This window comes from Natronobacterium texcoconense, from assembly GCF_900104065.1.
GTDB classification, from domain to species: Archaea; Halobacteriota; Halobacteria; order Halobacteriales; family Natrialbaceae; genus Natronobacterium; species Natronobacterium texcoconense.
Window position 1 is genome coordinate 1,230,815 of sequence record NZ_FNLC01000001.1, and the last position, 12,350, is coordinate 1,243,164.

A 12,350-nucleotide genomic window follows, 5' to 3' on the forward strand; every position below is an offset into this window, starting at 1 on the left:
AGAGGTGATTATACGTAATCCCGCTCGGTGAGAAGGGACACGACAGCCCTCGCGGTTGTTCGAATCGTCGTTCGAACACTACGTACACGATTTTACGGTGAAATCGACGCTCGAGTGGGTCGATACTGCTTCCCGACCGGAGACGGATTCAGAGCGTCGCGCCATCCGAACCATCTCATACCATCTAATGGTATCTAGTGGAAACTCTTATTAGGTCTCGGGGCGTTGACACTGTTGATGACGGACGACACCGACCGCTCGCCGTGGTTTCCGCCCGCGATGTTCACAGAGCAGATGCAGGAGGCCGGCGAGCAGGTTGCCCAGTCCCAGCAGGAGATGATGAAACAGCTGATGGAAGCGACGTCGACGACGTCGAACCCGTTCGAAGAGATGTCGGCATTCGGGCCGATGAACATGGGCACGGCGACCTTCAAGGCCCGCGTGCAGAGCGGCGGTCGGATCAGCATTCCCGGCCCCGAACGGGAAGCCCTCGACATCGAAGAGGGCGACATCGTCCAGACGATCGTCGTCCCAGTCAAACGCAACCGCAACGAGGACTAACACCATGACACAGAACCCACTCACCGCGATGTTCGACGCACAGCGCGTCGCACTCGAACAGACCCAGAACTTCACCCACGACGCTCTCGAGGCCCAGAAGACCTCGATGAACGCGATGGCCGACGCCGTCGAAACGTCAGAGTCACTCGCCGAATCCAACGCCGAGTTCACCCGCGGCGCCATCCACGCCTACTTCGACGCGCTCGAGGCGTCGATGCCCGAGGGCAGCGCCGACTTCGAGGAGATGCGCGAACTCGTCGACGACGGCTTCGACTCCGCGACCGAAGCCCAGTCGCAGTCGGTCCAGGCCGCTCTCGAGGCCATCGAGGAGTCGGAAGCCGCCTACGACGAGTTCGCGGAGAACTACGCCGAAGCCGTCGACAGTTCCTTCGACGCCGCACTGGAAGCCCACGAGCAGTTCGAGGAGAACGTCTCGGCAGTCGCTCAGAACGTCGAGCAGGCGGCCGACGAGTTCGACGCGTCGGCGTAACCCGGCCTCGGACTTTTTACGAACCCCGTTCAATTTTAACCAATGTCAGACTCACAGCCCCAGAACCAGAACTGGAACGCGTTCGTCGAACAGTGGAACGAACAGTTCCTCGAGGCCCTCGAGGACAACATGGAAGCACAGGCCCAGTTCGTCGAGAGCTGGTCCGAGACGGTCAGCGAGGTCAGCGAGGACGAGGAGATCTCCGACGGCGTCGAAGGGTACGCGAAGGCCTACGAGACGTGGATGAACGCCTCCGAGCAGATGGTCGAGCGGATGAACGACGTCCTCGAGGGTGAGGACGTCGAGATGGAGGAGTTCCGCGACATCTGGCTCAACACGGCAAACGAGGCGTTCAAAGACGTGATGTCGACGACCGCGTTCGCGAAGATGACCGGCGAGACCGTCGGCGACGTGCTCGAACTCCAGCAGCAGGCCGACGAAGCCTCCCAGGAGACGCTCCGATCGCTCGGCTTCGCAACCGAAGAAGACATCGTCGAGGTCGGTGACCGCCTCGTCGAACTCGAGCGGCGCCAGCACGACGTCGAGCAGAAACTCGACCGCGTCCTCGACCACCTCGAAGACGAGCAATGAGAAACCCCTACGCAACCGCACTGGACCTGCAACGACAGGCCTGGGAAGCGACGGCCGACCTCGCCGGGAAGTCCCAGGTCGCACCCGAGCGAACCGAGACCGTCGAGAACGCCGACGTCGGCCAGACGCCGAGCGAGGTCGTCTACGAGGAGAACAAGCTCCGACTGCTCCACTACGAACCCCAGACCGAGGAACAGCACGACGTCCCCATCCTCGTCGTCTACGCGCTGATCAACAAGCCGTACATCCTCGATCTCCAGCCCGATCGGTCGGTCGTCCAGACGCTGCTCGAGTCCGGCTTCGACGTCTACATGATCGACTGGGGCGAGCCGTCCAAACTCGATCGGTCGCTGACGCTCGACGACTACGTCAATCGCTACATCGACAACTGCGTCGACGTCGTCCGTGAGCGGTCCGGTCTGGACGCGATCAACGTCCTTGGATACTGCATGGGCGGCACGAAGTCGGCCATGTATGCCGCCCTCTACCCCGAGAAAGTCCGGAACCTCGGCCTGATGGCCGCCGGCCTCTGTTTCGCTGGCGACGGCGGCGTCCTCGAACTCTGGGGTGCAGAGGAGTACTACGACCCCGAGAAAGTGACCGACACCTTCGACAACGTCCCCGCGGAGTTCTTGGACGTCGGCTTCGCGCTGATGGACCCCGTGGCGAACAACGTGACGAAGTACGTCCGGTTCTACGACAACGTCGAGGACGAGGACTTCGTCGAGAACTTCGCCCGGATGGAACGCTGGCTCGACGAAGGGATCGACGTCGCCGGCGCGACCTACGAGCAGTTCATCAGCGACGTCTATCAGGACAACAAGCTGGTCGACAACGAACTGTACCTGGACGGCAAGCACGTCGACATCGAGAACATCGAGATGCCCGTCCTCCAGATCGTCGCGGAGTACGACCACCTCATCCCGCCGGAGGCGTCGAAGCCGTTCACCGAAGAGATCCCGTCCGACGACACCGAGATCATGGAGTTCGCGACGGGTCACATCGGAATGTCCGTCTCCTCGCGGAGCCACGCCGAACTCTGGCCCGACGTCTGTGAGTGGTTCGCGGAACGGTCGGTGCTCGAGGAAGACGAGGACGCCGACCTCGAGGTCGGTGCCGAGACCGACAGCCAGGAACCCGACGCTGCGCTCGCGGAGGACGTCTCGGGCGACGAGACTGGCCCCGAGGACCTCGAGGGGAGCGGTAGGGTCGACGAGGAGGTCACAAACGGTGGCGGCGAGTCCGCCATCGAAGCCGAGACCGACGACCTCACCGACCTGAACGGCGTCGGGCAGGCCTACGCCGAGGACCTCTCGGCGGCCGGTATCGAGACGTTCGACGAGCTCGCGGCGGCCGACTCAGCGGAACTCGCCGCCGAAACGGGAATCTCGCCATCTCGGATCGAGAGCTGGATCGAACAGGCTGGCGACCAGTAGCGACGTCGGTGGAGCGACCCGCACCGACAGGTCTCTCACCGATATCTCTCTTTTACTGTTCTCTCCACTGGGGCAGAACGGCGTTCTCGAGGCGTATTTCTGCACGACCACAACAGTGTCAATATCTAACACATAGCATTATATACCAGCGGACGTAGAACGTGCCGGCGGACATGTCTATGGAGGGACGTACCTGCGTCATCACTGGTTCCGCACGTGGCATCGGTCGGGGGATAGCCGAACACCTCGGCAGCGAGGGTGCGAACGTAGTCATCAACTATCGGTCTTCGGCGGAAGCCGCTCACGAAGCGGTCGACGCCGTCGAGACTGCCGGCGGAAGCGCAGTCGCGGCACAGGCCGACGTCTCGAACCGCGAGGACGTCGAGCACATGCGTGAGGTCTGTCACGAGGCGTTCGGTCCGGCGGACGTCCTCGTGAACAACGCGGGAATCACGGCCGACAAGCAGTTCACCGAGATGAGCCGCGAGGAGTGGGACCGCGTGATGGACGTCAACCTCGGCGGGATGTTCAACTGCACCCAGGCGTTCTACGACGACATCTGGAACGCCGAGGAAGGTCGGCTGATCAACATCTCGAGCGTGGTCGGTAAACAGGGTAACTTCGGCCAGGCGAACTACGCCGCCGCCAAAAGCGGCATGTTCGGATTCACCCGGACGATCGCGCTCGAGTTCGCCCAGGGTGGATCGACCGCGAACTGCGTCGCACCCGGCTTCACGCGGACGGACATGGTCGAGAGCGTTCCCGACGAGGTCTTAGACCGGATCGTCGCGGGTATCCCGCTCGAGCGACTGGCGGAAGTCGAAGACATCGCGGCAGTCGTCCAGTTCCTCGCGAGTGAGAAGTCGTCGTACGTGACGGGTGAGGTGATCGACGTCAACGGCGGGATGGACCTCTAGGCGAGCCACTTCGTCGTTTGTTCAATCTGCAGCAGCGCCGAGTCGGGTTCGTACGCCCCCGCCGCTAAAATATATTTTAGCTAACATCTAATCCGTCGGAGCTACTCGTACGGAGTATGCGACAGACAGTTCACGATCGCTCCCTCGCCGGACGCGAGTCCGAGTCGATCGCTCCCGCGCCCGAGAGACTCCCGGTTCCCGTCCAGGGAGGGACGGCGGACGACTCGAGTAGCATCGTCGAGACTGGCACGACGACGGTCGGCGTCGTCGGAACGGACGGCGTCGTCCTCGCCGCCGACAGACGAGCGAGCCTGGGTGGTCGGTTCGTGGCCAGCAAGCAGGCCCGAAAGATCGAACCGGTCACCGAACGGACGGCGCTTACGTTCTCCGGGAGCGTCGGCGAGGCACAGTCGTTCGTCCGACAACTGCGATCCGAGTTGCGCCTGTACGAACTGCGCCACGAGAGTCCCGCATCGGTCGAGACGGTAGCGACCGTCGCAGGCGACCTGATCAGGCAAGGCTCGTACCGGGCGCTCGACCTCGTGCTCGGAGGTATCGACGACGAACCGGCACTGTACCGGATCGGTCCCGGTGGCGGCGTCATGCGCGCCGAGTACGCGGCAAGCGGGAGCGGGATGCAACTGGCCTACGGCATCCTCGAGGACGCCTACGAGACCGACCTCTCGCTGTCGACGCTCCGACGGGTCGCCGCCACCGCCGTCCACAGCGCGACCGAACGGGATACCGCGAGCGGCGACGGCGCGACCCTCGCGACAGTGACAGATGACGGCGTCGACCTCGAGACGTTCGACACCCCGGAAGCGGCGGTCGCCGCAACGGGCGAGGAGGTGGCCTGAGATGGACTCGAGCGCCCGCCAGCAGGCCTACGACCGCGGAAGTACGATCTTCTCTCCGGACGGCCGACTCTACCAGGTCGAGTACGCACGGGAAGCCGTCGAACGGGGTGCACCGAGCGTTGGTGTCGTCGCCGACGACGGCGTCGTTCTCGCAGCGCGGAAACGACTTCGGTCACCCCTGCTCGAGTCGGCGTCGGTCGAGAAGATTCACGCCGTCGACGACGGCCTCGCAGTTGCGTCCGCGGGACACGCGGCCGATGCCAGACAGCTGGTCGACGTCGCCCGCCGCACGAGCCAGCATCATCGGCTGCGGTATGGTGAGCCGATCGGCGTCGAACGGCTGGCGAAACGGCTCGCGGACCACGTACAGGAACGGACGCAGAACGGCGGCTCGCGACCGTACGGGGCGGCCCTACTGGTCGGTGGCATCGACGCAACCGGCGACGCAAATCGACCGCGGCTGTTCGAGGTCGATCCGAGCGGGACGCCCTACGGCTGGACCGCGACCGCGATCGGCGACGGTGCAAGCGACGTCAGATCAGTCTTCGGGGCGGCGGCCGATGACACAGGTGGTCGTCAGCGGGCGGTCGAAACCGCGCTCGAGGGGCTCGATGCGACGGCCGACGACGACCTCGAGTCCACGGGGCTCGAGGTTCGAACGATTACCGCCGACGGTATCGAGACGCTGTCCGAGAATCGCGTCGCGGACGTACTCGCGACCGTCGGCTCGTAGCGACCGTCATCCGTCGTCCGTCGATCGCTGGACGTCGACGACGGATACGTGTTCGTCGACGTAGAGCGCGAGCACGTCCTCCTCGAGTTCGGTGACGACGCGAACGGCGAGTGGCTCCTCCGAGAGGACCGTCTCGGCCCACTCGTGGCCGACGTTCCAGATCGGTCGGTCTCCGAGGTCTTCGCCGTGTTCGTGGTAGAAGGAGACAACAGCCGGATGATCGAGAACGGCGAGGGTCACCGGACACCGCAGTTCGATCCCACAGCAGTGACACGAGAACTCCGCCTGGACGTGGTCGTCGTACTCCGCCGGGAGTTCGTCCGCGACGTCTGCACTCGGCGTCACGAGTCGGCCGGAGACGTCGCCGCTGCAGTCCGGACAGACGCCGTCGGCAGCGAGCGCGAGTCGGTGGCGGTGGTGGCGATCGAACGCCGCTGGAAACTCATCGCCGTGAGACTCGACGCCAGCGGGCGGAAAGCCGAGACGTAACAGCGACCGGTCGCAGTCACCACAGGCGATCGTCACGACGTTGTCGCTCGACCGCGCCTCGAGTTCCCGTCGGTCACAGAACGGACAGGGATCCTCGAGTTCGACCGACGGACGATCGACGCGGTGCGTGTACGTCCCGGTCGCGATGGCCCTGGCGATCCGCTCGCCGGCGTAGGTTAACTCGTAGCCATCGTCGTGGTGGTGGAGATACAGTCCGACGAGTTGCTCGAGGTGGTAGGCGAACCCGGCGGAGGTGTCGACGTCCGATTCATCGAACAGCGTCGAGAAGGAGACTCGGGAGGGACCGTCGCCATCGGTTCGCTCGAGCATCGTATCCAGGATTCCCATGCGGATCTCGTTGCCGAGCGCCTGGAACGCGTCGCTTGGCTCCGACACGCGTTCCGTCCGTGCCGTCTCCGTGGTCGGTGAGACAGTCGACGCGCTCGAGTTCGGCCCCTGGCTGTTTCTCGACGGATCGTCGACCTGTTCGGAATCCATAGTCACACCTTGGCACGGACGGGGAAGAACGTTGCTCAACCGACAACGAGCGGACGGGAATCCGGGTGTGATCGCTACTGAGCCGACGATCGTGAAAGCTCGTCGATCCGCTCGCAGGTCTCCTCGACGAGGCCGGCGACGAGTTCTCCCGCAGGGCGAACGTCGTCCGTCAGCCCGATGCTCTGTCCGGCGAACAGCGCCATCGAGTCGATATCACCGTCGACGTCGGGCGTCGCGAGCGCTTCGGCGTATCGTTCGATCGGATCGCCCGATTCCGCGGTCGCGACGCGGTCGGTTTCGCCCGGCCGATCGCCCGGTTCAGGCTCGCCCGCCTGCTCCCATCGTTCGAGCGTTTCGTTTCGCAGTACCCGATGGGGCATCCCGGGCCACCCTTTGTCGAACAGCGACGTGAGGTCGGTGTCGGTTTCGTCGCTCTCTCGAAGTCGTTCCCGGTAGACGCCGTGGACGTTCGCTTCCTCGGTCGCGACGAACCGCGTCCCCAGCCACGCGCCGTCCGCGCCGAGCGCGAGCGCGGCGGCGATTCCGCGTCCGTCCGCGATCCCGCCCGCCGCGACGATCGGGACCGCGTCTTCGACGGCGTCCGCGACGCGAGGAACGAGTGCCGTCGTCGTCACCTCGCTCTGGACGTGTCCCCCGGCCTCGAGTCCCTGCGTGACGACGACGTCGACGCCAGCGTCGACAGCCTTTCGAGCAGCGTCGGCGCTGCCGACCGTTTGCATCGCGATCGCGTCCGACTCGTGGACCCGATCGACGTAGTCGGTCGCGTCGCCGAACGAGAACGAGACCGCGTCGACGCCCGCCGAGAGTACCGTCTCGAGGTGGGCGTCGGTTTCGACGACCGTCGTTCGCTCGTCGAGGACGAGGTTGACCGCAAACGGTGCGTCGGTTCGCTCCCGCGTCTCCCGGATCACTCGCTCGGTCTCCGCCCGGTCGCGCCAGGTCACCGCGAGGTGGCCCAGTCCTCCGGCGTTCGAGACGGCTGCGGCGAGTTCCGGACAGGTCGCGCTCCCGATCGGAGCCTGTACGATCGGGGCTTCGATCCCGATCGTCTCACACAGTCGGGTCTGTAACGACATCGTCGCTTACTCCTGTTCGGGGCGTTTCTCCTTCTCGAGTACGCGTACGCTCTCGATCCCCGTCTCGGGATACTGACCCTCGTTGTCTTTCTCGACGGCCTTGACCATGTCCCAGACGACGTTCAGACCCGTAGTGACGCCCTCGAGGGCCTCCATCTCGCAGCCCGTTTTTCCAGTGGTCTCGACGGCGACCTCGCACTCGATCCGGTCCTCGCGGAGGTCGAAGTCGGTGTCGACGTTCGTGATCGGGATCTGGTGGCACATCGGGATCGTCTCCCAGGTGTGTTTCACGGCCTGGATCGCACCAATGCGGGCGGTCGCGAGCACGTCGCCTTTCCCGACCTGGTCGTCACGAATCGCTTCGATCGTCGACGGCTGGAGTCGGATTTCTCCGGCCGCGACCGCACGCCGGTTCGTATCCGGCTTGTCCCCGACGTCGACCATCTGGACGTCGCCCTCGTCGGTGGTGTGGGTGAGGTCTTCGGCGTCTGCGTCCTCAGACATCGGAACCACCCCACAGTACCGCGGGAATCTCAGCGAGTAGCTCCGATGCGAGGAAGCCGTGTTCGTCGCGCTCGGCGAGGCGTTCGCCGACGAGTCCGTTGACGTGGGCGGCGGCCACGGCAGCGTCCAGCGGTTCCGCGTACTCGAGCAGGGCAGCGACGATGCCGGCGAGGGTGTCGCCGGTGCCGCCGACTTTCATGCCGACGGTTCCCGAGCGGCTGATTCGGGTCCGTTCGCCGTCGGTGATCACGTCGTCGGCACCCTTCGCGAGGACGACGTGGCCGAGGTCGGCCGCGAAGGATTCGATCTCGCCGGCGACCGCTCGAAGGTCGTTCGCTTCGGGGCCGCCCATCCGCGCGAGTTCGGCCCGGTTGGGCGTACAGACCAGCGTCGCGTCGGTCTCGACCTCGGGAACGACTGCGAGCGCGTCGGCGTCGACAACGGCCCGGCCGTCGTAGGACTCGAGAAATTGGCGTGCGGCCTCGAGCGTCTCCTCTGCGGTTCCCAGACCTGGCCCGAGCACCACGGGGTTGTCGTACTCCTGGGCGGTCTCGAGCAGGTCGTCGGCTCGTTCTGGCGTGAGAATATCCTCTTCGTAGGGCTGGACGATGAGGTCCTCGGCGTAGCCCTGGATCTCGCCGGCGACCGTCTCGGGCGCTGCGACGAAAGAGAGTTCCGCGCCAGCACGAAGTGCGGACTGGGCGGCGAGGGCTGGTGCCCCTGTGTAGGGGCCACCGCCGATGACGTACGGTCGCCCGTCGCGGTCGTCCGGCCGCGCGAGGGAGATATCGCCGGGGCCAACGAACCGCTCTGCGGCGGCGGGGATACCGATGTCTGCGACGGTCACCTCGGACTCGAGATCCGCGAGGCCGGGCTTGGTGTCGTGAAACGTCACGACGCGGTCGGCCTCGACCCGGTTTTCGGCGTGGTCGTTCCCGTCCGCGTCGAACCCGGTGGGGACGTCGACCGCCACGACGGTCGCATCAGCCGCGTCGATCGCTTCGGCTGCGGTCGCCACGGGTTCACGCAGGTCGCCGCTGATCCCCGTTCCCAGCATCGCGTCGACGATCACGTCCGCGTCGGGGAGGTCGAACCCGCTCGAGTCTCGGATCTCTCGCGTGTCGTAGTCCGCCCGCTCGAGTGCCTCCCAGTTCTCGCGGGCGATCTCGGTGCCGATATTCTCGGCGCGGCCGAGCAGGAGAGTGGTGACGTCGTACTCGTCCAAGAAGCGAGCGGCAACGAACGCGTCCCCACCGTTGTTTCCGCGACCCGCAACGATCGCCACGCTCGAGCCCGGGTCGGCGACTTCCCTGACCGCGCGGGCGACGGCGTTCCCGCTCGACTCCATGAGCTGCTTGCGCGGCACGCCGAGTGCCGCGGCGTTCTCGTCGACGGCGGCCATTCGCCTGCCTGTGATCATACGTGAGCGTTCGACAGGCCGACCGTTCAAGATTGCGGACGACACGCTCATGGCCTACGAACTGCTAGAGATTGCGTGAACGTCTTCTGGCTCGACGAAGAGCCTCGGCTCGCCGCCCGCTATCACTGCGATCAGCACGTCAACAAGATGCTTCTCGAGGCCGCACAGGTCCTCTGTACGGCAGCCCGCGAGAACGGCTACGACGCCGAGTTCCTCTACGCCGCGACCCACGTCGGCCACCCGGTCACCCGCTGGGCCGTCGAGTCGCGAGCCAACTGGCTCCGACTGCGCGAGCACGCCGAGGCGCTCAACGCCGAGTTCGTCGAACGCTACGACAAGGACGCGGATCACGCGAGTTGGCGGGTAATCGACCGGATCGAGTCAGACGCAATCACGTTCCCGACCGCAGAGCCGACGCCGCGCCCGCAGGCGATGCCCGACGAGTACAAACGGCCTGGCGATCCCGTGGCCGCCTACCGTGCCTACTACGCCGGCGAAAAGGCGGCCTGGGCCGAGTGGAACTACACCGCAGAACCGCCGTGGCTCGCCGAGTATCGGGACACGTCGGAGTCGTGCGTCGACCCTGATCTCGAGTGACGGCCCCGCGAGACGCGGTACGTTTATACTGCTTCCGCTGTCATTTTCGGGCGATGTCCCCCATCTCTCGAGGTTCGATCTTCGAAGGCGAACTGGACGCGGACGACCTGGACCCCCTCACCCGCGCGTACCAGAACGTCGTTATCTACGCCGACGCGAACTCGGAAGAGGTCCTCTACGAAGGGCCGATCGTCGTCCACGCGAACGGCTGGCTCGAACTCGAGGGGAACCGGCTGCTCTCGCCGAGCGCGGTCCACCACGTCGACGTCTACGACGACGAAACCGAGAGCGATCGGTCCGACGACACTGGCAACGATACCGACGGTCGCGGCGACGACCGCGGAGACGACAACCGTACCAGCCGATTCAGCCCGCGCTAGCGAAGCAGGCGCTCGATGTTACGATGCCGAACGTTCGCCCACGCCTCCCTGTCGAGGTCGAACCGATCGAACAGGCCGAACTGCGGGACGGCCTGACCGGGATAGAGGTAGTCAGTCCCGAAGACGATCTGATCGTGGTGGGTCTCGAGCAGTTCCTGTCCCAGTGTCTCGTCGCGGACGAGCGCGTTCCAGCCGGATCGCGTGGAGATGTCGCCATAAATGTTGTCGTACTCCGCGAGTAACTCCCAGATCCGGCCACGAGACTCGATCGGTCCTTCCGGGATGCTTCCGAGGTCCGCCCGTTCCACGTCCGCACCCATGTGTGCCCACCAGCCGTGAGCGTGAGCGACGAAGTCGACTTCCGGGTACGAGGCCAGCACGCTCTCGAGTCGTGGAAGCCCGATCTCGTCCGGCAGCGACTGGCGGTCGGTGTGAAAGAGGATCGGCAACTCGTACTCCGCACAGCGTTCGTAGATCGGCCCGAGGCGCTCGTCGTCGATCGGCATGCCGACTTTCAGTTCGCCGAACCCGCGTGCGCCGCGGTCGATGTAGCCCTCGAGCAGATCCTCGGCGGTGTCCTCGCCGTACACCAGCGTTCGGGGATCGATCGTACAGAAGGGAACGAGTCGCTCGGGGTAGGACGCGGCCTCCTCGAGGACCCACCAGCTCGGTGCCTGGACCGGGTACGCCTCGGGGGAATCGAACGCGAGGACGACAGCCCGATCGACGCCGTAGGCATCCATCCAGTCGACGAGTTCGTCGGCAGAGAGAGGGTCGTGACCGCGAGTCGCCATTGGAACGACGTGAGTGTGTGCGTCGAACAGCGGGAGGTCGGCGAGCGGATCCTGGTCGTCTTCCTCCGTCTCCGTGTCCTCTTCTTCCGTCTCCGAATCGCTCTCGTCCGTCTCGGGATCGTCCGGCGGCGCGGCGCTCGGTTCCGGTGTTTCGGACGCCGGTGTCGACTCGTCGAGCCGATCGGTCGTACAGCCGGCACCGGTCGCGAAGAGCCCGCCTGCAGCTATGCCGAGATATCGGCGTCGCGTCGTGACTGCTCTCGAACGTGTGTCGTCGGCGTTTGAGTCGTCCGACTCGTCGCTACAGGAGGAAGAATCGCCCGACGGGGAAGCGAACCGGGTCATGCGCCGCGGTTGTACACGACCGTCTATAATGCTGGTGTGCGTAGACCGTAGCTACCCTCTCGCTCGGTTACGAAGGAACTAGTTGCGAGCGGATAGGCCACTCCCCCGGTTCGTAGCGATCGGGTACGAACGCGGTATGGTGTCGTGGAAGCCCATAGCCGACGACTTCGGCCGCTCTACTCGAGGGCCCTGATCTCGACCTGTGAACCTGTCCCAGCAAACGAACAGACCGATTGCAGTTCGTGAAGCGACTGAAAAACTGCCCCTCCGCGATGACTCAGTACTGGATCTCGAACCCGTCCTCGCCCCGTGGCTCCTCGTACTCGACCACGACGTCTTCGACCTCGGCTGCGGGACTGCCCGTGTGACACCACTCGATCATCTCCTCGACGACGTCTTCGGCCCCTTCGAAGATCGCCTCGACGCGGCCGTCGGCCAGGTTCTTCACCCAGCCGTCGACGCCCTTCTCGCGGGCCGTATCGCGAGTGTTCGCGCGGTAGTAGACGCCCTGTACTGTCCCCGAAACGAAGACGTGTGCGCGAGTGCGGTCGGACATGGTCGAGTCGTCGACCGCGACTGTCAAAAATCCCGTCCGTCGCGGGCGGGCACCACCGGCGACGAATACAGGATCGAGATCGGGA

At 65.1% G+C, this 12,350-nt stretch carries 15 protein-coding genes; 9 read left to right on the forward strand and 6 right to left on the reverse strand.

Going from position 1 to position 12,350, the window contains the following annotated elements; translation table 11 throughout:
• Nucleotides 1-237 precede the first annotated feature (237 nt).
• The 7 genes from BLR35_RS06195 to BLR35_RS06225 all read left to right on the forward strand — a co-directional run bounded on the left by BLR35_RS06195 (nt 238) and on the right by BLR35_RS06225 (nt 5,585).
• Complete coding sequence (locus tag BLR35_RS06195) at nt 238-561, forward strand: AbrB/MazE/SpoVT family DNA-binding domain-containing protein (RefSeq protein ID WP_090378901.1); 324 nt, start codon at nt 238-240, stop codon at nt 559-561.
• A 4-nt stretch (nt 562-565) separates the two neighbouring features.
• On the forward strand, nt 566-1,051 hold the full coding sequence (locus tag BLR35_RS06200) for a hypothetical protein (protein WP_090378904.1): 486 nt from the start codon (nt 566-568) through the stop codon (nt 1,049-1,051).
• Nucleotides 1,052-1,093: 42 nt separating this feature from the next.
• On the forward strand, nt 1,094-1,642 hold the full coding sequence (locus tag BLR35_RS06205) for a poly(R)-hydroxyalkanoic acid synthase subunit PhaE (RefSeq protein WP_090378907.1): 549 nt from the start codon (nt 1,094-1,096) through the stop codon (nt 1,640-1,642).
• Complete coding sequence (gene phaC, locus BLR35_RS06210; protein ID WP_090378911.1) at nt 1,639-3,078, forward strand: class III poly(R)-hydroxyalkanoic acid synthase subunit PhaC; 1,440 nt, start codon at nt 1,639-1,641, stop codon at nt 3,076-3,078. The genes BLR35_RS06205 and phaC overlap by 4 nt, the downstream gene beginning before the upstream one ends.
• Before the next feature lie 173 nt (nt 3,079-3,251).
• Complete coding sequence (locus BLR35_RS06215) at nt 3,252-3,995, forward strand: beta-ketoacyl-ACP reductase (protein ID WP_090378914.1); 744 nt, start codon at nt 3,252-3,254, stop codon at nt 3,993-3,995.
• A 116-nt stretch (nt 3,996-4,111) separates the two neighbouring features.
• Nucleotides 4,112-4,852: an Ntn hydrolase family protein gene (locus tag BLR35_RS06220; protein WP_090378917.1), complete on the forward strand. Its 741-nt coding sequence runs from the start codon at nt 4,112-4,114 to the stop codon at nt 4,850-4,852.
• Nucleotide 4,853: 1 nt separating this feature from the next.
• Nucleotides 4,854-5,585 carry an archaeal proteasome endopeptidase complex subunit alpha gene (locus BLR35_RS06225; protein ID WP_090378920.1) on the forward strand — a complete coding sequence of 244 codons (732 nt, stop codon included), beginning with the start codon at nt 4,854-4,856 and terminating at the stop codon, nt 5,583-5,585.
• A 6-nt stretch (nt 5,586-5,591) separates the two neighbouring features.
• On the opposite strand, the gene BLR35_RS06230 is transcribed toward BLR35_RS06225, so the two are convergent.
• From BLR35_RS06230 to BLR35_RS06245, 4 genes are all read right to left on the reverse strand, one after another.
• A complete protein-coding gene (locus BLR35_RS06230) occupies nt 5,592-6,572 on the reverse strand; it encodes a DUF7351 domain-containing protein (RefSeq protein WP_090378922.1) in 981 nt (326 codons plus the stop codon).
• Between the two features lie 74 nt (nt 6,573-6,646).
• Nucleotides 6,647-7,669 (reverse strand): NAD(P)H-dependent flavin oxidoreductase, encoded by a 1,023-nt coding sequence (locus BLR35_RS06235; protein WP_090378923.1) that lies wholly within the window; start codon nt 7,667-7,669, stop codon nt 6,647-6,649.
• Between the two features lie 6 nt (nt 7,670-7,675).
• On the reverse strand, nt 7,676-8,173 hold the full coding sequence (gene moaC, locus BLR35_RS06240) for a cyclic pyranopterin monophosphate synthase MoaC (RefSeq protein ID WP_090379741.1): 498 nt from the start codon (nt 8,171-8,173) through the stop codon (nt 7,676-7,678).
• Nucleotides 8,166-9,593 (reverse strand): NAD(P)H-hydrate dehydratase, encoded by a 1,428-nt coding sequence (locus tag BLR35_RS06245; protein WP_090378926.1) that lies wholly within the window; start codon nt 9,591-9,593, stop codon nt 8,166-8,168. Before BLR35_RS06245 ends, moaC begins: the two co-directional genes overlap by 8 nt.
• A gap of 75 nt (nt 9,594-9,668) precedes the next feature.
• On the opposite strand from BLR35_RS06245, the gene BLR35_RS06250 reads away from it, so the two are divergent.
• Nucleotides 9,669-10,190, forward strand: coding sequence for a hypothetical protein (locus BLR35_RS06250; RefSeq protein WP_090378929.1), 522 nt, complete (start codon nt 9,669-9,671; stop codon nt 10,188-10,190).
• Between the two features lie 53 nt (nt 10,191-10,243).
• Nucleotides 10,244-10,570 (forward strand): hypothetical protein, encoded by a 327-nt coding sequence (locus tag BLR35_RS06255; protein WP_090378931.1) that lies wholly within the window; start codon nt 10,244-10,246, stop codon nt 10,568-10,570.
• On the opposite strand, the gene BLR35_RS06260 is transcribed toward BLR35_RS06255, so the two are convergent.
• Nucleotides 10,567-11,709, reverse strand: coding sequence for an amidohydrolase family protein (locus tag BLR35_RS06260; protein ID WP_090378934.1), 1,143 nt, complete (start codon nt 11,707-11,709; stop codon nt 10,567-10,569). The genes BLR35_RS06255 and BLR35_RS06260 overlap by 4 nt on opposite strands.
• A 277-nt stretch (nt 11,710-11,986) precedes the next feature.
• Nucleotides 11,987-12,265: an acylphosphatase gene (locus tag BLR35_RS06265; protein WP_090379744.1), complete on the reverse strand. Its 279-nt coding sequence runs from the start codon at nt 12,263-12,265 to the stop codon at nt 11,987-11,989.
• Nucleotides 12,266-12,350: the final 85 nt, after the last annotated feature.

Coding starts and splice junctions, on each gene's coding strand:
- moaC (WP_090379741.1), bottom strand. CDS start 8,173: ATGTCTGAGGACGCAGACGCCGAAGACCTCACCCACACCACCGACGAG.
- BLR35_RS06230 (WP_090378922.1), bottom strand. CDS start 6,572: ATGGATTCCGAACAGGTCGACGATCCGTCGAGAAACAGCCAGGGGCCG.
- phaC (WP_090378911.1), top strand. CDS start 1,639: ATGAGAAACCCCTACGCAACCGCACTGGACCTGCAACGACAGGCCTGG.
- BLR35_RS06205 (WP_090378907.1), top strand. CDS start 1,094: ATGTCAGACTCACAGCCCCAGAACCAGAACTGGAACGCGTTCGTCGAA.
- BLR35_RS06215 (WP_090378914.1), top strand. CDS start 3,252: ATGTCTATGGAGGGACGTACCTGCGTCATCACTGGTTCCGCACGTGGC.
- BLR35_RS06255 (WP_090378931.1), top strand. CDS start 10,244: ATGTCCCCCATCTCTCGAGGTTCGATCTTCGAAGGCGAACTGGACGCG.
- BLR35_RS06265 (WP_090379744.1), bottom strand. CDS start 12,265: ATGTCCGACCGCACTCGCGCACACGTCTTCGTTTCGGGGACAGTACAG.
- BLR35_RS06260 (WP_090378934.1), bottom strand. CDS start 11,709: ATGACCCGGTTCGCTTCCCCGTCGGGCGATTCTTCCTCCTGTAGCGAC.
- BLR35_RS06235 (WP_090378923.1), bottom strand. CDS start 7,669: ATGTCGTTACAGACCCGACTGTGTGAGACGATCGGGATCGAAGCCCCG.
- BLR35_RS06195 (WP_090378901.1), top strand. CDS start 238: ATGACGGACGACACCGACCGCTCGCCGTGGTTTCCGCCCGCGATGTTC.
- BLR35_RS06225 (WP_090378920.1), top strand. CDS start 4,854: ATGGACTCGAGCGCCCGCCAGCAGGCCTACGACCGCGGAAGTACGATC.
- BLR35_RS06245 (WP_090378926.1), bottom strand. CDS start 9,593: ATGATCACAGGCAGGCGAATGGCCGCCGTCGACGAGAACGCCGCGGCA.
- BLR35_RS06200 (WP_090378904.1), top strand. CDS start 566: ATGACACAGAACCCACTCACCGCGATGTTCGACGCACAGCGCGTCGCA.
- BLR35_RS06220 (WP_090378917.1), top strand. CDS start 4,112: ATGCGACAGACAGTTCACGATCGCTCCCTCGCCGGACGCGAGTCCGAG.